The sequence below is a fragment of the Melissococcus plutonius ATCC 35311 genome (genome assembly GCF_000270185.1).
Lineage (GTDB): Bacteria > Bacillota > Bacilli > Lactobacillales > Enterococcaceae > Melissococcus > Melissococcus plutonius.
Map to the genome: position 1 here is coordinate 269,499 of NC_015516.1, position 20,502 is coordinate 290,000.

Here is a 20,502-nt window from a genome sequence, read left to right on the forward strand (position 1 = left end):
TATTGAATTTATGATATACTGACAATGAAAAAAATGTAGGGAGGAAATGTTCTGATGAAAATTGCAGTAGATGCAATGGGCGGAGATAATGCACCTAAAGCAATTATTGAAGGTGTCATGTTAGCTAGGAAAGACTTTCCAGATATTGAATTTCAATTATACGGCCGTGAAACAGAAATAAAAAAATACATAACAGACGAAACAAATATCAAGATTATCCATACAGATGAAAAAATTGCTAGTGATGACGAACCAGTCAAGGCAGTTCGTAGAAAAAAAACTGCTTCTATGGTATTAGCCGCACAAGCAGTTAAAAATGGCGAAGCAGATGCAATTTTTTCAGCTGGGAATACAGGAGCATTGTTGGCAGCTGGTTTGTTTATTGTTGGACGTATAAAAAATATAGAACGACCTGGACTGATGTCTACACTACCAGTAATTGGAAAAAAAGATACTGGTTTTGATATGTTAGATTTAGGTGCTAATGCTGATAATCGACCTGAACACCTATTGCAATATGGTATCTTGGGTTCATTTTATGTAAAAAATGTACGTGGTGTAGAAAATCCACGAATTGGTTTACTAAATAATGGTACAGAGGAAACAAAAGGTAGTGAATTAACAAAAGCAGCATTTCATTTATTATCAAATGAAACGAGTCTTAATTTTATTGGAAATGTTGAAGCGAGAGATCTTCTAAATGGTGTTGCTGATGTAGTTGTAACAGATGGCTTTACAGGCAATGCGGTATTAAAATCATTTGAAGGAACAGCTTTGAATTTAATGAGTCTATTTAAATCTTCCATTTTATCAGAAGGTATCAAAGGCAAGATGGGAGCAGTACTGCTTAAAAATGCTCTCGGTAGTATGAAGAATGAAATGGATTATTCTAAATATGGTGGTGCAGTATTGTTTGGATTAAAGGCACCTGTGATCAAAACACATGGAGCTACAGAAGCCAAAGCAGTTCGCTATACAATCCATCAGATACGTACAATGCTACAAACAGATGTTGTTCCCCAACTTGTTTCTTATTTTGAGAATAAACCAGCTAGCTAATGAATTGACTTTAGTTATTGATTCGTTAAAATAAAAAAAGATAGACAAATAATTGATTTATCAGTAAAATATGAGAGTAGAATTTAGTTATGTCAGAAAGAAAAAGTTTTTACGCAGTGGAGGTGAATGAAGTTGACTCATGAGGAAGTATTTAAACAGATAGCGGAGATTATCTCAAATCACTTTAACATTGAATCAGATAAAGTAACTAATGAATTAAGTATAAAAGATGATTTAAATGCTGATTCAATTAGTGTTATGGAATTTGTTTTAGAATTGGAAGATGAATTTGGAATTGAGATTTCTGATGAAGATGCAGAAAAGATTGAAACAGTGAGCGCTGCGGTAGATTATATTGTAAATCATACAAAATAATTAATTAATTAAATAGATAAAAGGAAAGACAAAAGAATTTGCTTGCTCTTTGTCTTTTTTTGTTATATTTACATGACTAAAATTATTTTATAGGTTAGTTTATAATAATAGGATATCTTTTTTTATCAAATACCTAGTTATATTTTAAATTCATAAATGCTTGTTTGTTGAAAAATATTCTATTTAAGCTAATTTATAGGGTTATTATTAAGCCACATATATTTTAAAAAAGTAATAAACTTTTTCTTATATTAAGATAAGTTGAAATGTTGGAAATCAAGTGAAGCAGTCTTTTTAATTACTAAAAAATATTTTAAATAGGTAAAATTTAATTTTAAATAGTTAATTTGCATCAAAATCAATACATCTTCTTTTAATTTTAATAAATATGAATAGATATAAAATAATATTTGCTTTCTGAATTATTCTAAGTTATACTAAGTGGCAATTAAATAATTAAATAATACTTCAAATTGAGGTAGAGGTTGCGATTTTTATTAAGCTTGTGGAGTGAGAGGACACAAAGAAGCAAGTCTAGGAAAAATCGCCGAAATAGATAATAGCCTCCCTATTGTCTATTGGGACATAAGTGAATAGCTTATGGACTGTCTTAGTAGAGATGCTAAGTTGCGCTATATATTTGTTGAAGGATTTCATCTATTCAATATCAGCAGCCTAACATCCGTTAGGCTGCTTTTTTGTTTAATACTGTAAGCGAATTTGTCGTTAATGATCATAACCATATATATTAATAATGATAAATACCTCTAATCTGTATGCTTACTTCAACAACAACTTATTGCATTTTATTGTAGAGAATAAAAGAAAGGAAAGAAAAGACGTGAATAAGAAAAGATGGGCTTTTCAATTGTTGATCGTTTTATTGTTTGGACTAATTTTTAGTCATGCAACAGCTGCTTCGGCAGAAAAAGCAACAGATGGAGAATTACGTGTCGGAATGGAGGCTGGTTATGCACCATTCAATTGGACACAAGGTACAGAAAAAAATGGTGCTGTAGCTATTGAAGGAGATAAGGAATATGCTGGTGGTTATGATGTTGAAATTGCAAAAATTGTTGCAAAAAAATTAAATAAAAAATTAGTCATTGTTAAAACGGAATGGGATGGATTACCACCTGCATTAACTTCAGGTAAAATTGATGCAATTATTGCAGGAATGACACCAACAGCAAAGCGAAAAAAAGAAGTAGACTTTACGAATGTTTATTATAAATCTCAACTTGTTTTATTGGTTCGTAAAAATAGTCAATTTGCAAAAGCGGTTGAATTAAAAGATCTTGCAAAGGCTCGAATTACTGGACAACTCAATACATTTCACTATAACGTGATTGATCAAATTCCTCAGGTGAAAAAACAACCTGCGATGGATAATTTTCCAGCAATGCGTGTTGCCTTATCATCAGGAACCATTGATGGGTATGTAACTGAAAAACCAGAGGCGATTACTGCTGAACGTGTTAATCCTAATTTTAAAATGCTTGTATTTGATGAAAAACATGGTTTTAAAACAAATCCAGAAGATACAGCTATTTCTATTGGATTAAAAAAAGGCGATGAAAAATTAGCAACAATTAATAATATCTTGGCAGGTATTTCTCAAAAAGAACGTATGCAGATTATGAATAAGGCGATTAAAAATCAACCAGCGGCTAAAGAAAACACAAAAGACAACCAGGTAGGTAATAATCATGTAATTATTAATATTTTAAAACAATATGGCTCGATGTTTGCACGTGGTGCCGGTATGACACTTTTCTTAGCTTTAATTGGAACCATAATTGGAACAACAATTGGTTTATTGATTGGAATGTTTCGTACAATGAATGAACCAGAAGCACCAATCAAACGAGGATTTGTTAAGTGTGTCAATGCTTTATTATTTGCTTATATAGAAATCTTCCGCGGGACACCAATGATTGTTCAAGCTGCAGTTATCTATTATGGTTCTGCACAAGCATTTGGTATAGATGTAAACAGAACGTTAGCAGCCCTTGTCATCGTCTCTGTTAATACAGGTGCCTATATGTCAGAAATTGTTCGTGGAGGTATTTTTGCCATTGACTCAGGACAATTTGAAGCAGCTCAAGCCATTGGTATGACACATGGTCAAACCATGTGTAAAGTGATTCTACCACAAGTGATTCGTAATATTATGCCAGCTACTGGTAATGAGTTCGTCATTAATATCAAAGATACATCAGTACTAAGTATTATTTCAGTTTCAGAGTTGTTTTTCCAAGGAAAGTCTGCTGCTGGTGCGACTTACCAATTTTTCCCTACTTATTTCATTATTTGTGTCATCTACTTTATTATGACTTTTATTGTTACACGTATTTTACGTTTGGTTGAAAAACATATGGATGGTCCTAAAAACTATACACCTTATGCCGATCAAATACAGATACAACAGTCAAATGGAGAGGAAGATAAAATCAATGAGTGAAATAATAAAAATAGAACAGTTAAAAAAAAGTTTTGGTGAGAATGAAGTATTAAAAAATATTAATTTATTGATTAATAAAGGTGAAGTGGTCACTATTATTGGTTCTTCTGGTTCTGGCAAATCTACTTTATTACGTTGTATCAACCTATTAGAAAAACCAACAGCCGGAAAGATCTTTTATAAAAATGAGAATGTTTTAGACAAGCAATATAATTTGCCAAAGTATCGTACACACCTTGGAATGGTTTTTCAGCAATTTAATTTATTTAGTAATATGAATGTTTTGGAAAATTGTACAAGTGGTCAACTAACTGTTTTAAAACGTTCAAAAGAAGAGGCGAAACAAATCGCCTTAGAAAATTTAGAAAAAGTGGGTATGGCTCCTTTTGTTGATGCAAAACCTACACAACTTTCTGGCGGGCAACAGCAACGTGTAGCTATTGCACGTGCACTTTCTATGAATCCTGATGTTTTATTATTCGATGAGCCTACTTCAGCGCTTGATCCAGAGATGGTAAATGAAGTATTAAAAACGATAAAAAGTTTAGCATGTACTGGGCTAACATTAATTATTGTAACTCATGAAATGGAATTTGCTAGAGATGTTTCTGATCGTGTAATCTTTATGGATTCTGGTGTGATTGCCGAAGAAGGAACGCCAGAAATGATTTTTGGCCAACCAAAAGAGACGCGTACCAAAGAATTCTTACACAGAATTTTACCTAAAGAAAACTAAAAATACAGAATCTCTCTAACCTCTTCACTTTGTTAGCTATCTTGCTTAAATAAACAGAAATACATAAATAATCGGATTATCAATTATTTATGTATTTCTGTTTATTCTTTTTCACAAGATGATTATTGAGATAAGATAAATTAATAAAATATTCATCAATATAAATGTTTTTAAAAGAAGCCATTCTATTAATTAAAGGATGGATCATTAAGGAAACATAGCTTCTGCGTAATTTATCTTAGATACAAAAATTTAATGAAGATAAATTACTTTTTTAATTTAAGTTATTTTTCAATCAAGTGATAAATATCTGAAACAATTCAGTGTTATATTGGATAAAAATAGTCAATTGATCATAAGATTTTATTCAAAAAATTGCAGAATATCTGAATAAGTTGAGTGATTGAATAGATTACCTTTTCTTAGAATATGCTATAATTTAAACAAAATAAATGATTTTGGTTTTTGGTTAATGCTTAATAATCTATATAACTAGATAGACAGGAGAATGCAATGGTGGAGACAATGAAAACGGAAAAACAAAAAATGATAGCTGGAGAATTATATGATGCTGGCGCTACCGAATTGATTTCAGATCGAAAACTTGCAAGGAAACAAATGACATTGATCAATGGAGAAAAAGATCGCTCTAAGCGTTCCCAATTATTGAAACAAACATTTGGATCTTCTGAGGGTAGGATCACTATAGAGCCAACATTTAGTTTTGATTACGGCTTTAATATTCATGTTGGCAAAGATTTTTATGCTAATTTCAACAATATTTTTTTAGATGTTTGTCCGATTTACATAGGAGACAATTGTATGTTTGGCCCAAATGTTCAATTATATACAGCAGCCCATCCATTGGAATTTCAGGAAAGAAATAAGGGCCTTGAATATGGTAAACCTATTACTATTGGAAACAATGTCTGGCTTGGTGGCGGCACTATCATAATACCTGGAGTTAAGCTTGGAGATAATGTAGTAGTTGCTGCTGGATCGGTTGTAACTAAATCATTTCCAGCTGATTGTGTCATTGGTGGTAATCCTGCTAAAATGATAAAAAAAATTGAAACTGCAGAAATAGAAGATCCACTGATGAAAAATAGAATGGAAATTAATCAAATTGATAAAAAAATTATTCAATTATTAGAACAACGAATGTCAATTGTTTCAACAATTGCCTCAATTAAAAAAGAAAGAAAAATACCAATTTTAGATACAAATCGTGAAGGTGAAGTAATAGAGATAGTGAGGGAAGAGCTGATTGAAAAGGATTATGAAGAGAGCATTCTTGCCATATTTCAATCTATACTTATCCAGTCTAAAGAATTTCAAAAAAAATTAAATCAAACTGGAGATTAGGAATAACTAATGGACGGAAATCAACGCAGAAAAAATCTTTTAAAACAATTAACTGAAGCATATAAGCCAATTAGTGCTAACTGTTTCGCTAGAATGTTCAATGTTAGTCGCCAAATTATTGTTGGTGATGTTGCATTATTAAGAGCTAGTGGATTAGCAATTTTAGCAACTTCACGTGGATATATCTTAAGTGAAAAACTTAATAAAAAAGGTATCTTTCGTAAGATTGCCTGCCAACATGGAGTAGAGGAAACAGAAGAAGAATTACATACAATCGTAACCAATGGTGGTGAGATTGTTGATGTCATTGTAGAACATCCACTTTATGGAGAGTTGACGGGAAATCTTCATATAAGTACACAGAAAGATATTGATAGGTTTATGAGAAAATATCAAAAAAGTAATGCTACCCTACTATCTATCTTAACTGGTGGTATCCACCTCCATACCATTCATTGTGAAAACATAGAAACCTTTGAATTAATTAAACAGGCATTGGTCCAAAAGAATTTTTTATATCAAGAATAATTAATTTTTAACCTGATAAATAGCAAAAGTTATCTAAAATTAGTCAAATAAAATAATAAAATAGCTGTCATCAGTGAGCAACTAAAATGACTATTCACTGAATGAACTGTTTTCGTGAACTATGAGTAAGTTTATTGATGGAAAATAATGAATATCAAAGATAAAAAAAGAGCAATGCTAATTTTACTTAGCTTGCTCAGTTTTTCATTAATTAGTATAAATAAATAGATTAATCATTCTCTGATTCAAGACGCTTAAAGGCAGAGTCAATTACTTCTTTTAAAGAAGTTGCTGAAGCATCCATACGATCTTTTTCAGAATCTGTTAAAGGAATTTCAATTACTTGTTGGACACCTTGACGATTAATTACAGCAGGTGCACCGATAAATATACTTTCTTGACCATACTGGCCATCTAAATAAACAGATAGAGGAAAAACAGCATTTTCATCATCTAAGATTGCTCGTGTAATACGTGCTAAAGCAGCAGCAATACCGTAGAAGGTTGCACCTTTTTTCTCAATGATTGTATAAGCAGCATCACGAACATTGGAAAATAGGTTAACCATAGCTTCTTCATCAACCTTAGGATTATTTTTTACCCATTCATAAATTTGTAATCCAGCAACGTTTGCATGTGACCATACTGGAAATTCAGTATCTCCATGTTCGCCCAATATATAAGCGTGGACGTTACGAGCGTCAACATTAACCAATTCAGCAATTGCTTGACGGAAACGTGCTGAATCTAGTGAAGTTCCGGAACCAATTACACGTTCTTTAGGAAAACCAGAGAATTTCCAAGTAGAATAGGTTAAGATATCTACAGGATTTGCAGCAACTAAAAAGATACCATCAAAGCCAGAAGCAACAATAGAATTAACAACTTCCCGATTAATTTTTAAATTTTTGTGTACAAGATCTATCCTAGTTTCACCAGGCTTTTGTGGAGCACCAGCAGTTAAAACAACCAAGTCGGCATCGCGACAGTCATCATAGGTAGCTGAATAGATTTTTTTAGGTGAAGTGAAGGCAAGCGCATGTGATAAGTCGATAGCATCTCCTTCTGTTTTTTTAATATTAATATCAACAATTCCTACTTCTTGTGCAATATTTTGGGTTACTAAAGCAAAGGCATAACTTGAACCAACAGCACCATCACCTACTAAGATTACCTTTTGGTGGTCTTTTTTTCTAGTAGTCATTCCTATCCATCCTTTCCTTTGTTTAATATAATTCTGATAATACCATGCTTCCTACTATTTGTCACGCGATTCAAATAAAAAAATAGTACAGTTTTTGCATCTGTTTTTTTAAAACGGTTTTTAGTTATTTTCTTTATCTAAAATTTTAATTAAATAATAAGGTCTTTGTTTTTATATTTTTAAGGAATGTAAACATACGTTTTTTTTATTTCTATGGTATACTTAACAAGTAGAAACTGAGCAGCAAGTCACCTGCTCAGCTATTTTGTGTTGGAAATCTATTAATAGATATGAAGGAGCAATACTTCAATGAAAATGATCGTGGGATTAGGAAATCCAGGAACAAAATATCAAGCAACGAAGCATAACATCGGCTTTATTACATTAGATGAAATTGCTACTCGTTATAAGGTAGATTTTAATAAAAACCAATTTGAGGCTGTAACTACCGATTTTTTTATTGACTCTGAAAAGATAATGCTAATCAAACCGCTAACTTATATGAATGAGTCGGGTCGTTCCATTGGACCGTTGGTTGATTATTATGGATTAAATTTAAGCGATTTAATCATTATCTATGATGATTTGGATTTGCCAGTAGGAAAAGTTCGTGTACGGGCAAAAGGAAGTGCAGGGGGACATAATGGTATCAAAAGTTTAATTGCCCATTTAGGTACAAATGATTTTACAAGAATAAAAGTTGGTATTAGTAGACCAGAAAATAATGATACAGTTATTCATCATGTACTAAGTGCATTTAAAAAAGAACAACATACAGAAATACAAAAAGCAATAAAAACTGCCGCAGATGCAGCAATTTACATGTGTAGTTCCCATACAGTTATTGATGCAATGAATCAATTTAATGGAAAATAATACATTATAATAAATATAAAAGAAGATAGAGAAATAGGGAGAGCCGGAAATGAATATTATTGAACAAATTGGTAATAGTGAATTGGTTCATTTATGGAATCAAAACTTACCCGACATGTCACGTCAATTAATTACTGGTTTGGCCGGTTCTGCAAAAACATTAGTCATGGCTAATGGATATATACAGCAGAAAAAAAAGATGATGGTTATTGTGCCAAACCTATATTATGCAAATCAATTGGTAGAAGACTTAAAAAATCTTATACCAACAGAATCAGTCCATTTATTTCCTGTAGATGAAGTTATTTCGGCAGAAATGGCATTTTCTTCACCTGAGGCACGTGCAGAAAGGGTTGCTACATTAAACTTTTTGATAACAAAAAAAACAGGTATTATTGTTGTTCCTGTTGCTGGATTAAGAAAATATTTACCAAAAAAAACAACTTGGAAAAATGCACAAATTCATTGGCGGATAGGTGAAGAACTAGATTTAGAAGCATTAGCGCAACAGTTAGTCTTACTAGGATATGAACGTCAATCTCTTGTTGGAAAACCGGGTGAATTTAGTTTTCGGGGTAGCATTGTAGACATTTATCCTTTAAATACGGAATACCCAATTAGAATGGAATTATTTGACGTTGAAGTTGATTCTTTGCGTTATTTTGAAGTAGATACCCAGCGTTCAGTTGAAACTATAGATGAAGTAACTATTTCACCAATGACAGATTTGATTTTCTCAAAAGCTGATCTAGAAACTGGCATAAAAGAATTAAAAAATATTCTAGAAAAGCGACTTGCAATTACGAAGGAATTAGCAGATAAAGAAATTTTACAAGAGTATTTTGGACAATTACTATCTTCTTGGGAACAAGGTATTCCGACAGAAAATGCTCATTATTATACGGATTTTTTATATAAAGAAAAAACAACCCTTTTAGATTATTTCCCTAATAATAGTTTACTTTTTGTTGATGATTATTCACGAATCATGGAAACTGAAAGAGAAATTCTACGTGAAGAAGCAGAATGGCAAACAATGAAAATTGAGGAATTGCAAATTTTCTCAGAACAAACATTTGGCGTTAATATTCATGAACTATTGAGAAAAGTCAATTTATCAACAACCTTTTTTTCATTATTTCAAAAAGGTATGGGCAATCTCCGTTTTCAAGCGATTCATAATTTTCAATACCGACCGATGCAGCAATTTTTTGGACAACTGCCGCTATTAAAAACTGAGACAGATCGATGGCAAAAACAAAAACAAACGGTGATTTTGCTTATACCAACCAATGATCGAATTAAAAAGGTAGAAGAATTATTTCAAGGCGTTGGTATTAGTAGCGCTGTAACAACCTGGAATCAATTATTGCCAGAAAAGGTTCAAATTATTGAGGGAGATTTACAAACAGGATTTGAATTGCCTTCTGAAAGACTTGTAGTGATTACAGAAAAAGAAGTATTCCACACAGTTACCAAAAAACGTACTCATCGACAAACAACTCCAAACGCTGAAAGATTGAAAAGTTATAATGACTTAAAAGTCGGTGATTATGTTGTTCATGCAAATCATGGAATAGGAAAATACATTGGAATGGAAACATTAGAAGTTGATGGTATCCATCAAGATTATATTACTATTCTTTATCAAAACGATGATAAGCTTTTCATTCCTGTCACCCAGTTAAATCTTATTCAAAAATTTGTTGCTTCAGAAGCAAAAGCCCCGAAAATTAACAAACTAGGTGGCAGTGAATGGAATAAAACAAAACAAAAAGTATCCACTAAAATTGAGGATATTGCTGATGATCTTATTCAACTATATGCAGCAAGAGAGGCTGAGAAGGGATTTGCCTTTCCACCAGATGATGCTTATCAAAAAGAATTTGAAGATGCCTTTCCATACACCGAAACAGATGACCAGCTACGTAGTGCTGCAGAAATTAAACATGACATGGAAAAAATTAGACCAATGGATCGTTTATTAGTGGGAGATGTCGGCTATGGAAAAACAGAAGTAGCCTTGCGAGCAGCTTTCAAGGCAATTGCCTGTCATAAACAAGTTGTTTTTCTAGTACCAACAACCATTTTGGCACAGCAACATTACGAAACAATGATCGACCGTTTTGCTGATTTTCCTGTTGAGGTCGGCTTACTTAGTCGTTTTCGAACCAAAAAACAACAAAATGAAACAATTCAAAAGATTAAGCATGGTCAAATAGATATTGTTGTTGGAACGCATCGCTTGCTCTCAAAGGATATTACTTTTAGTGATTTAGGATTATTGATTATTGATGAGGAACAACGGTTTGGTGTTAAGCATAAAGAACGCTTAAAACAGCTACGTGCACAGGTAGATGTACTAACATTAACGGCAACGCCTATTCCTAGAACGCTTCATATGTCTATGCTTGGTGTTCGGGATCTATCTGTCATTGAAACGCCACCGGCAAATCGTTACCCTATTCAAACATATATTATGGAGAACAATCTTGGAGCTATTCGTGAAGGAATTGAAAGAGAATTAGCAAGAGGTGGCCAAATTTTCTATCTTTATAATCGGGTAGAGACAATTGAGAAGAAAGTTGAGGAGATCAAGGCATTAGTCCCTGAAGCTCGTGTTGCCTATGCACATGGACAAATGACAGAAGTTAAGCTAGAAAACACCCTTTTTGACTTTATTGAGCAACAATATGACATATTAGTGACAACTACCATTATTGAAACAGGTGTAGATATACCTAATGTCAATACGTTATTTGTTGAGAATGCAGATTATATGGGATTGTCCACACTTTATCAATTGCGTGGACGTGTTGGTCGAAGTAATCGTGTTGCTTATGCTTATTTTATGTATGAACAGCAAAAAATACTAAATGAAGTAAGTGAAAAACGTTTGGAAGCTATTAAAGATTTTACTGAACTTGGTTCAGGATTTAAGATCGCAATGCGAGACCTCTCGATTCGTGGAGCCGGTAATTTATTGGGAGCTCAACAACATGGATTTATCGATTCCGTTGGATTCGACATGTATACACAGATGCTTTCAGAAGCTGTTTCTCGTAAGCAAGGAAAAACAGTTCAAGATCAAAAAACTTCAGTAGAAATTGATTTGGGTATTGACGCTTACTTACCAACTTCCTATATTACGGATGAGCGACAAAAAATTGAAATTTATAAACGAATTAGACAGCTAGAAAATTACGATATGTATGAAGAATTAGAAACAGACTTGTTAGACCGATTTGGTAGTTATCCAGATGAGGTTGCACACTTACTAACGATTGGTAGAATTAAAATGGATGGCGATAGAGCATTGATTGAATCAATTTATAAAAAACAACAAGTCGTTAAATTTACATTAAGTAAAATAGGAACAAAGACATATAACATTGAGCAAATTTTTTCTGCTCTTTCATCGACACAATTATCAGCCGATTTTCCTATTGAAAATGAAAAAATGACGATCCTATTAAAAATTCCAAAATCGATGGAAACAGCAACTTGGCTTTTAGAAATTACCGCTTTTACGGAAGCTTTAAGAAAAGAAAAATACAAAAAATTAAATGATGCTGATAGTGACATAGAACAGTAAAGAATTTAAAGATATAACAAGACAAGTATGAAATAATGAGGGGAACATTCATCTAATAATAGTTTCTTTCCTTCATAGCTAAGATTGGTTAAACGGTTATTACTACTTAAATTCACTATCAAAATTTTATATTGGGCTAGAAATGATATTCACCAACAGATATATTAATTTGTAATATTTATAGCTTTAAAATAACTATTTATTCATTAGAATTGCTAGCGATTAATTCAAATTGCTATAAAACAATAGAAGATAAGAAAAAAGTAGTTGGTAATGAGCGATTATTACACAAATCAGTGAATCATTTACGTGTGTAAATGATTCACTGTTCTTGAATACTAATTATACTATTTAGTGATATTTATTAAAAATGAAAGTTAATGAGAGGAGTAAAACGTATGCGTTTAGATAAATTTTTAAAAGTTGCACGAATTATTAAGCGAAGAACATTAGCAAAGGAAGTTGCCGACAAAGGAAGAATTCAGATCAATGATAAGGTGGCTAAATCTTCCAGTAATATAAGCATTGGTGATCAGATAACCATTCAATTTGGAAATAAAATTTTAAAAATTAAAGTAGAAGAAATTCGTGATACGACTAAAAAAGAAGATGCACAAAAAATGTATACGGTATTAGCAGAGACAAAAGTTGATAGTACGGATAAATTACATTAGACATCATTCTTAGATGTTGGTATAATGAAACGGACAATCCAAACAAAGCGGGCGTATTGAAAATGAAGAAAAGAAAAGATATAAATAAAATAGCTTCATTAACAAATGACTATATAAAAGAACAACAGGTCAAATATGAAAAACGGCAGAAACAATTAATTTTTAAACGACGACGATTAGCTGTTATTTTTACCTGTGCATTTATAATTTTTATTTTTTCTGGTTTTCAGTTGATAGGTGATTATAGCCGATTGAATACCTTTAAACAGCAAGAGTTGAAAGTGAAGAATCAATCTGCAAAAATTGATGAGCAACGCACGCAATTAAAACAGGAAGTTGATTTGTTAAAAAATGAAGACTATGTGGCAAAGTTAGCACGGAGTCGTTTATATGGTTCTAAAAATAATGAACAAATTTATACAATTCCAGAATTAAATGGAACAACTGAATTACCAGATAAAGGTAATTCATCACAAACCAAGGATAATCATCAATCGCAGTCTAGTTCATCAGAGAAGGCAAAAAATTCTGGTGAATAAATCACTGCAATATAAATTATATTAATAGGGTAAAAATAGGAGGAACATTTTTTTTATGGCAATTGAAATAGGAGCGAAGCTATCTGGAAAAGTGTCAGGAATTACTAATTTTGGTGCATTTATTGATTTAGGCGATGGTAAAACTGGATTGGTTCATATTAGTGAAATATCCAATGGTTTCGTGAAAGATATCCATGATGTTTTAACAGTTGGTGATAAGGTAACTGTTAAAGTCACTGCAGTTGGTAATGATGGTAAAATTGGTTTATCTATTCAAAAAGCACAAGAAAATATAGAAGGACAAAAAAGAGAACGTTCAGAAACACCAGAAAGATCAGAAAGATTTGAAAGACCCATACGATCAACACCTAAAAAAACATTTAACAAGTCTACTACAACAAATACAAAGCAAGATTTTGATTCATTAATGAGTTCATTTTTAAAGGATAGTGATGATCGATTATCTTCTTTAAGAAGAAATACAGAGGGCAAACGTGGTGGACGTGGTGGACGTCGAAATTAAGTATATCTATCTTTATGACTAGTAAACTAGGTAATATCGATACATTTGGCTATATAAATAATGGAAGGGTCAGGAATAATATAAATTCCATCCCTTCTATTTTTATTATTCTCAATAACCAAATTAAAAATATTGGTTTATCAATCCTGTAAAAATAAATTGATTTCAATAAAAGAAGTAAAAAATTATACCTACTATTATTAGTTTATAATTATTTTCAAAACATAAGTAAGACTGATAATGTGTAAAGATGGGAAGGAAGAAAGTAAATTGTTGCATACATTTTTTCAGCAAGGAGAAAAAATAGGATTATGGTCAAAAAAAAATCGTTTACTTCTAGCCATTTCTGGTGGCGTAGATTCAATGGTTCTTCTTCATCTTATTGAGCAACTTCAAAAAAAAATACCAATTGATTTTGCAGTTGCCCATGTGAATCATAAAATAAGAGAAGAATCTATTGAAGAAGCTGCCTATGTTTGTACCTATTGTAAACAAAAGAATATTCCTTATTATGAGACGAGTTGGGAAGAGGCGAAAGATAAAAATATTGAGGCAAGAGCACGTAAATTCCGTTATTCATTTTTTGCAAATTTAATGAAACAAGAAAGATATACCCACCTATTGACTGCTCATCATCTAGACGATCAGGCAGAGACAATGCTGATGAAAATGGTAAGAGGAACAACACTAAAAAATTTAGCAGGAATTCAATTACAACAAGATTTCAGTATTGGAAAATTAGTACGGCCTTTTTTAATTTTTTCTAAAGAACAAATAAGGAACTATGCTATTGATAAGAAAATCATGTATTTTGAAGATAATACAAATTATTCAGATAGTTATGCTCGCAATCGAATGAGACATCAGATTATTCCTTTACTAAAACAGGAAAATAAGCAATTTCTTGAGCATATGGCTGGGTTGAGTCAACAAATTACAGCTGCTTCTTCATTGATTGATTCAATGATTACACCCTATTTTAATCAATGGGTTCATCAATCAAATGCCATCTGGTATTTACAGTTAGATGATCTACTTAAGCAAACTGAAGAATTTCAATTATTTTTTTTGATGGATTTCTTTCAAAGAATCTTAATCCCGGAGAATGTTCTTATTAATCAAGCACAAATGAAACAAGCGTTAACAATATTGAATGGTTCTACACCACAAGCAAAAATGATATTTGGATCAAATTGGCATTTCATAAGAACTTATAACTGTGTAAAACTTTATCAGAAGACAGAAACAACATTTTTGATCAATAAAAATTCCAACCCTCTGCATAACTTAAATTTATTTGAAGGAGTATTTTTATCTGATAAGGAATGGATGGGTTTAGAGACATCATGTAAAAAGGTTCCAATACCACCTAAGGCTAAGTTTTGGGAAACAAAAGTTTTAAATATATCTGCAAAAACATCCTTGCCATTAATCATTCGGCATCGTCTGCCCGGTGATAAGATAGCTATTGCTCCTAAGCTGACAAAAAAACTACGTAGGTTATTTATCGATAGAAAAATTCCTAATGAAATTCGTGATCAAGTCTGGATTATTGCAGATAAGAATCAAGAAATTATCTGGATACCTAATTTTGTAAATTCTTATTTGAGTATTGCAACAGAAACTGATAAAATACACTACAGGCTCCTTTTTAAATTTAGGGAGTAGAGTGAAGGGAGTAATTATGTTAGAAAAAGACATAGAGAAAGTTCTAATTACTAAAAAACAAATTTTTGATAGAACAATAGAACTTGGTAGGCAGTTAACAGAAGATTATCAAGATAAAAATCCTTTAGTTATCGGTATTTTAAAAGGTGCTGTACCATTTATTGCTGATTTAACAAGTCAGATTGATGAAAAATTAGAATTAGATTTTATGGCAGTTTCTAGCTATGGAAACGCCACTATATCTTCAGGTGAAGTAAAAATTATTAAAGATCTAGATACAAATGTTGAAGGTAGACATATTTTAATTGTAGAAGATATCATTGACAGTGGAAGAACATTAGCTTATTTGGTTGATCTTTTTAAATATAGAAAAGCAGCATCGGTAAAAATTGTTACATTGCTTGATAAACCAGAAGGCAGAGTTGTGAATATTACAGCAGACTATGTAGGATTTGATGTTCCTGATGAATTTGTTGTTGGTTATGGAATGGATTACGCAGAACATTATAGAAATTTACCTTATATCGGTATTTTAAAACCTAAGATTTATCAAACAAATTAATATCTATCTTTGTATCACTTATGTTACAATATAAGCGGACAGTATAACTAAATTTCAAATAATTTATGCATATAATTAAGGGAGGACAGGCATGAAAAGAAAAAATAATGGCATGAAAAATGGCCTATATTACGTGCTAATTGTTTTAGCAATTGTCATGATTGTCTATTTCTTTTTTGGAAATAACAATCAACAATCATCCGATATTGAGTATTCAACTTTCAATAAACAATTAGCAGATGGAAAAATTAAATCAATAACAGTACAACCAACGAATGGTGTTTATCGAATTACAGGCCAGTACAAGAAAAAACAAGAAGTTAAAGAGACAAGTGGGCTTTCTCTATTAGGTTCAACTGAAGTTGCAACAAAACGTTTTACAACGATCATTTTGCCAAGTGATACTACACTGTCTCGTGTTGAAGATAGCGCTAAGAATCATGGCGTTAACTTAGAAGTAAAAGAACAATCGACAAGTGGTGCATGGGTTTCATTACTTGCAAGTTTTGTGCCTTTTCTCATCCTTTTCTTCTTCTTTTATATGATGATGGGTCAACAAGGTGGCGGTGGAAATGGCGGCCGTGTGATGAACTTTGGGAAATCCAAAGCAAAAGAAGCAGATAAAAAAGCAAATAGGATCCGTTTCTCTGATGTTGCAGGTGCTGAGGAGGAAAAACAGGAACTTGTTGAAGTTGTTGAATTCTTAAAAGATCCAAGACGTTTTATTGAATTGGGCGCCAGAATTCCGGCAGGTGTTTTACTAGAAGGACCTCCAGGAACTGGTAAAACATTATTAGCAAAAGCTGTCGCTGGTGAAGCGGGTGTACCTTTTTACTCGATTTCTGGTTCTGATTTTGTTGAAATGTTTGTCGGTGTTGGTGCTAGTCGTGTACGTGATTTGTTTGAAACAGCTAAGAAAAATGCTCCAGCGATTATCTTCATTGATGAAATCGATGCAGTTGGACGTCAACGTGGTGCTGGTATGGGTGGTGGCCATGATGAACGTGAACAAACATTAAATCAATTATTAGTTGAAATGGATGGATTTGATGGAAATGAAGGAGTTATTGTTATCGCTGCTACAAACCGTTCAGATGTATTAGATCCCGCTTTATTAAGACCGGGACGATTTGACCGACAAATTCTTGTCGGACGTCCAGACGTTAAGGGTCGTGAAGCAATTCTTCACGTACATGCTCGAAACAAACCCTTTGCAGATGATATTAATTTAAAAGTAGTTGCACAACAAACACCAGGTTTTGTTGGTGCTGATTTAGAAAATGTTCTAAATGAAGCAGCCTTGGTAGCTGCAAGACGTAATAAGAAAAAAATTGATGCTTCAGATATTGATGAGGCAGAAGATCGAGTTATTGCTGGACCAGCTAAAAAAGATAAGGTCATTAACAAAAAAGAACGTGAAATGGTTGCTTTCCATGAAGCGGGTCATACAATTGTTGGATTAGTTTTAAGTCGTGCACGGGTTGTACACAAAGTAACAATTATTCCACGTGGCCGTGCTGGCGGATATATGATTGCTTTACCTAAAGAAGATCAAAACTTGATGACTAGAGAAGATCTATTTGAACAGGTTGTTGGTTTGTTAGGTGGACGTACAGCTGAAGAAATTATATTCGGTGTTCAAACTACTGGTGCTTCTAATGACTTCGAACAAGCTACAGCATTAGCACGTAGTATGGTGACTGAATATGGTATGAGTGATCGATTAGGACCAGTTCAATACGAAGGAAATCATCAAGTATTTGTTGGTAGGGATTATGGTCAGACAAAAGCTTATTCTGAACAAGTTGCCTTTGAAATTGATGAAGAAGTACGTCGTATTTTACAAGAAGGACATCAAAAAGCCTATGAAATTATTCAGGCACATAGAGAACAACATAAATTGATTGCTGAAAAATTATTAGAATATGAAACTTTGGATGCTCGTAGTATTAAATCACTCTTTGAAAAAGGTGTAATGCCTCAAGATGTCGTTGAAAATCAATTTCCAAGTGAAAAAACTCAGACGTTTGAAGAAGCAAAACGTGCGCTAGAAGAAAAAGATGCACAAAGACAAACTGAAGAAAAAACTGATTTTGATGAAGCGAAAAAAGAATTAAGTGATGAAGCAAAAGAAGTAAGAATTCAAAGTAACCAAACAGAACAACAAGTACAATCAGATGAAGATCATGAGAAAAAACACGATCATGATAATGATGAAGAAAAATAAAAAGCATGGAATGAAACTATTGGGCGTAAGATATAGCATCTTACGCCCAAACTTTATTTTCGGTGAAATGATTATGGAATTCATCAAGACAATAAGTTAACATTTTGCTTATCCTATAAAATTTATTAAATACTTTTAATAAAAGATCAGTAACTAGCATTTTTTCTCTTTAGTTGAAAAAATAAATAATAACTAGTATTATCTGATATTGATGAATGAATTATTGGATGGGATATGGAGGGAAAATAATGAAAGATTATTTAATAAAAGCAATTAGCCATAAAGGAACTATTCGTGCGTATGCATTGAATGCCACAGAAACGATCAGCGAAGCACAACAAAGACACGATACTTGGACTAACTCAACCGCTGCACTTGGTCGAACGATGATTGGTACACTTTTATTGGGAGCAACCGTAAAAGGAAAAGATACACTTACAGTGAAAGTGCAAGGAAATGGTCCAGCAGGAGCTATTATTGTAGATAGTAACGGTAGTGGAACGGTTAAAGGATACATTAAGAATCCTCATATTAGTTTACCGTTGAACCAACAAGGGAAAATTGATGTCATGGGAACAGTTGGGAATGAAGGTATTTTTACAGTCATTAAAGATTTAGGTTTGAAAGAAACTTTTTCTGGTCAAACCCCTATTGTTTCTGGTGAAATTGGTGAAGATTTTACTTACTACTTAGCTGTTTCTGAACAAACGCCATCTGCAGTTGGCTTAAGTGTACTAGTAGCACCAGATGGGCAGGTAAAAGCTGCAGGAGGCTTTTTAATTCAAGTCATGCCTGGAGCAAATGAGGAAACGATTCAGTTTATCGAACAACGTTTGGAACAAATGCCATTGATTTCTCAATTACTAGATGAGGGAAAATCACCAGAAAATATTTTGGAGGATATATTGGGCAAGGATAAAGTAGAAATTCTTGAAAAACTGCCTGTACAATTTAAATGTAATTGCTCAAAAGAGAAATTTGATAATGCATTAATTTCTGTAGGATTAGAAGAATTAGAAGCAATGATACGAGAAGACCATGGAGCAGAAATTGTTTGTCAATTTTGTGGCAATAAGTATCATTATACAGAAGATGAATTAATGGTTCTCAAGCAAGAAGTATTGAAAAATTTAAAAGACGAATAAGATAGGGGGGATTTTTTTGTGGAAAATTGGAAATGTTGAAATTCCTAATCGTGTGGTTGTAGCACCGATGGCTGGAATAAGCAATGCTGCTTTTCGGATAACAGCAAAAGAATTTGGTGCTGGTTTGGTTGTTTGTGAAATGATTAGCGATAAGGGCATTCATTTCAGAAATAAGAAAACTTTAGATATGTTATATATTGATGAAAATGAACATCCATTAAGTATCCAAATTTTTGGTGGTGATAAAGACACGTTGGTTGAAGCTGCCCAATTTGTTCAAGAAAATACCAAGGCAGATATCATTGATATTAATATGGGATGTCCAGTGAATAAGGTAATTAAGGCAGAAGCAGGTGCTAAATGGTTACTCGATCCAGATAAAGTTTATGAAATGATACATGCTGTTTCATCAGCTGTAGATATACCAGTCACAGTTAAAATGAGAACAGGATGGGATGATCAACATATACTAGCTATTGAAAATGCAATAGCAGCGGAAAAAGCAGGGGCAGCAGCCATTGCTATGCATGGAAGAACACGAACTCAAATGTATGAGGGAAAAGCCAACTGGGAAATTCTTAAAGAGGTGAAACAACATGTGGCTATCCCATTTATAGGAAATGGTGATGTTAAAACACCAGAAGATGCTAAAAAAATGCTAGAATATGTAAAAGCTGATGGTGTAATGATTGGAAGGGCGATCTTGGGAAATCCTTGGATGATACATAGAACAACAAACTATCTAGAAACGGGGACATTGATGGTAGAGCCAACACCAACTGAAAAAATCAAAATAGCGAAAGTCCATCTACAACGCTTGATAGATATAAAAGGAGAAAAGATTGCTGTGAGAGAATTTAGGCAACATGCAGCGTATTACTTAAAAGGAATTCCACGAGCTGCTAAGGTTAAAGTTGCCATTAATCAAGCAGAAGAACAACAAGAAATGATTAATTTAATGG

Annotated in this window: 17 protein-coding genes and 1 riboswitch (1 of these 18 cut by a window edge); of the genes, 16 read left to right on the plus strand and 1 reads right to left on the minus strand. The window is 32.8% G+C overall.

Features of this window, described 5'->3' with window-relative positions; all coding sequences use genetic code 11:
* Positions 1 to 54 precede the first annotated feature (54 nt).
* The 6 genes from plsX to MPTP_RS01210 all read left to right on the plus strand — a co-directional run bounded on the left by plsX (position 55) and on the right by MPTP_RS01210 (position 6,527).
* Positions 55 to 1,059 (plus strand): phosphate acyltransferase PlsX, encoded by a 1,005-nt coding sequence (plsX, locus tag MPTP_RS01185; protein ID WP_013773193.1) that lies wholly within the window; start codon positions 55 to 57, stop codon positions 1,057 to 1,059.
* Positions 1,060 to 1,191: 132 nt separating this feature from the next.
* Complete coding sequence (gene acpP / locus MPTP_RS01190) at positions 1,192 to 1,434, plus strand: acyl carrier protein (protein ID WP_013773194.1); 243 nt, start codon at positions 1,192 to 1,194, stop codon at positions 1,432 to 1,434.
* Positions 1,435 to 1,905: 471 nt separating this feature from the next.
* Positions 1,906 to 2,077, plus strand: a riboswitch (Lysine riboswitch).
* A gap of 198 nt (positions 2,078 to 2,275) precedes the next feature.
* Entirely contained in the window at positions 2,276 to 3,898 is a 1,623-nt protein-coding gene (locus MPTP_RS01195; protein WP_375782332.1) for an ABC transporter permease subunit, read from the plus strand.
* On the plus strand, positions 3,891 to 4,634 hold the full coding sequence (locus tag MPTP_RS01200; RefSeq protein ID WP_013773196.1) for an amino acid ABC transporter ATP-binding protein: 744 nt from the start codon (positions 3,891 to 3,893) through the stop codon (positions 4,632 to 4,634). The genes MPTP_RS01195 and MPTP_RS01200 overlap by 8 nt, the downstream gene beginning before the upstream one ends.
* A gap of 513 nt (positions 4,635 to 5,147) precedes the next feature.
* Positions 5,148 to 5,999, plus strand: coding sequence for a chorismate mutase (locus MPTP_RS01205; RefSeq protein ID WP_013773197.1), 852 nt, complete (start codon positions 5,148 to 5,150; stop codon positions 5,997 to 5,999).
* 9 nt (positions 6,000 to 6,008) lie between these two features.
* Positions 6,009 to 6,527 (plus strand): transcription repressor NadR, encoded by a 519-nt coding sequence (locus tag MPTP_RS01210; RefSeq protein WP_013773198.1) that lies wholly within the window; start codon positions 6,009 to 6,011, stop codon positions 6,525 to 6,527.
* Positions 6,528 to 6,756: 229 nt separating this feature from the next.
* Here MPTP_RS01210 and MPTP_RS01215 read toward each other — a convergent pair whose 3' ends face one another.
* Positions 6,757 to 7,731, minus strand: coding sequence for an L-lactate dehydrogenase (locus MPTP_RS01215; RefSeq protein WP_013773199.1), 975 nt, complete (start codon positions 7,729 to 7,731; stop codon positions 6,757 to 6,759).
* Positions 7,732 to 8,040: 309 nt separating this feature from the next.
* Between MPTP_RS01215 and pth the strand changes: the two genes are divergently transcribed.
* From pth to dusB, 10 genes are all read left to right on the plus strand, one after another.
* Complete coding sequence (gene pth / locus MPTP_RS01220) at positions 8,041 to 8,607, plus strand: aminoacyl-tRNA hydrolase (RefSeq protein WP_013773200.1); 567 nt, start codon at positions 8,041 to 8,043, stop codon at positions 8,605 to 8,607.
* 49 nt (positions 8,608 to 8,656) lie between these two features.
* Entirely contained in the window at positions 8,657 to 12,202 is a 3,546-nt protein-coding gene (gene mfd, locus MPTP_RS01225) for a transcription-repair coupling factor (protein ID WP_013773201.1), read from the plus strand.
* 398 nt (positions 12,203 to 12,600) lie between these two features.
* The gene (locus tag MPTP_RS01230; protein WP_013773202.1) at positions 12,601 to 12,876 is read left to right on the plus strand and encodes an RNA-binding S4 domain-containing protein; all 276 of its coding nucleotides are present in this window, start codon (positions 12,601 to 12,603) and stop codon (positions 12,874 to 12,876) included.
* 62 nt (positions 12,877 to 12,938) lie between these two features.
* A complete protein-coding gene (locus MPTP_RS01235) occupies positions 12,939 to 13,415 on the plus strand; it encodes an FtsB family cell division protein (protein ID WP_013773203.1) in 477 nt (158 codons plus the stop codon).
* A gap of 55 nt (positions 13,416 to 13,470) precedes the next feature.
* Complete coding sequence (locus MPTP_RS01240; protein WP_013773204.1) at positions 13,471 to 13,938, plus strand: S1 domain-containing RNA-binding protein; 468 nt, start codon at positions 13,471 to 13,473, stop codon at positions 13,936 to 13,938.
* Positions 13,939 to 14,178: 240 nt separating this feature from the next.
* Complete coding sequence (gene tilS / locus MPTP_RS01245) at positions 14,179 to 15,606, plus strand: tRNA lysidine(34) synthetase TilS (RefSeq protein ID WP_070209688.1); 1,428 nt, start codon at positions 14,179 to 14,181, stop codon at positions 15,604 to 15,606.
* A 16-nt stretch (positions 15,607 to 15,622) separates the two neighbouring features.
* Positions 15,623 to 16,168, plus strand: coding sequence for a hypoxanthine phosphoribosyltransferase (gene hpt, locus MPTP_RS01250; protein WP_013773206.1), 546 nt, complete (start codon positions 15,623 to 15,625; stop codon positions 16,166 to 16,168).
* Between the two features lie 91 nt (positions 16,169 to 16,259).
* Positions 16,260 to 18,395, plus strand: a complete 2,136-nt coding sequence (ftsH, locus tag MPTP_RS01255; protein WP_013773207.1) for an ATP-dependent zinc metalloprotease FtsH — start codon at positions 16,260 to 16,262, stop codon at positions 18,393 to 18,395.
* Between the two features lie 248 nt (positions 18,396 to 18,643).
* On the plus strand, positions 18,644 to 19,540 hold the full coding sequence (hslO, locus tag MPTP_RS01260) for an Hsp33 family molecular chaperone HslO (RefSeq protein ID WP_013773208.1): 897 nt from the start codon (positions 18,644 to 18,646) through the stop codon (positions 19,538 to 19,540).
* Between the two features lie 16 nt (positions 19,541 to 19,556).
* Positions 19,557 to 20,502, plus strand: the 5' portion of a protein-coding gene (gene dusB, locus MPTP_RS01265) for a tRNA dihydrouridine synthase DusB (RefSeq protein WP_013773209.1). Its footprint extends 65 nt past the window's final position; the window shows 946 of its 1,011 coding nt (coding positions 1-946); it begins with the start codon at positions 19,557 to 19,559; the stop codon falls past the right edge of the window.

Coding starts and splice junctions, on each gene's coding strand:
- plsX (WP_013773193.1), top strand. CDS start 55: ATGAAAATTGCAGTAGATGCAATGGGCGGAGATAATGCACCTAAAGCA.
- MPTP_RS01200 (WP_013773196.1), top strand. CDS start 3,891: ATGAGTGAAATAATAAAAATAGAACAGTTAAAAAAAAGTTTTGGTGAG.
- MPTP_RS01205 (WP_013773197.1), top strand. CDS start 5,148: ATGGTGGAGACAATGAAAACGGAAAAACAAAAAATGATAGCTGGAGAA.
- MPTP_RS01210 (WP_013773198.1), top strand. CDS start 6,009: ATGGACGGAAATCAACGCAGAAAAAATCTTTTAAAACAATTAACTGAA.
- MPTP_RS01215 (WP_013773199.1), bottom strand. CDS start 7,731: ATGACTACTAGAAAAAAAGACCACCAAAAGGTAATCTTAGTAGGTGAT.
- pth (WP_013773200.1), top strand. CDS start 8,041: ATGAAAATGATCGTGGGATTAGGAAATCCAGGAACAAAATATCAAGCA.
- mfd (WP_013773201.1), top strand. CDS start 8,657: ATGAATATTATTGAACAAATTGGTAATAGTGAATTGGTTCATTTATGG.
- MPTP_RS01230 (WP_013773202.1), top strand. CDS start 12,601: ATGCGTTTAGATAAATTTTTAAAAGTTGCACGAATTATTAAGCGAAGA.
- MPTP_RS01235 (WP_013773203.1), top strand. CDS start 12,939: ATGAAGAAAAGAAAAGATATAAATAAAATAGCTTCATTAACAAATGAC.
- MPTP_RS01240 (WP_013773204.1), top strand. CDS start 13,471: ATGGCAATTGAAATAGGAGCGAAGCTATCTGGAAAAGTGTCAGGAATT.
- tilS (WP_070209688.1), top strand. CDS start 14,179: ATGTGTAAAGATGGGAAGGAAGAAAGTAAATTGTTGCATACATTTTTT.
- hpt (WP_013773206.1), top strand. CDS start 15,623: ATGTTAGAAAAAGACATAGAGAAAGTTCTAATTACTAAAAAACAAATT.
- ftsH (WP_013773207.1), top strand. CDS start 16,260: ATGAAAAGAAAAAATAATGGCATGAAAAATGGCCTATATTACGTGCTA.
- hslO (WP_013773208.1), top strand. CDS start 18,644: ATGAAAGATTATTTAATAAAAGCAATTAGCCATAAAGGAACTATTCGT.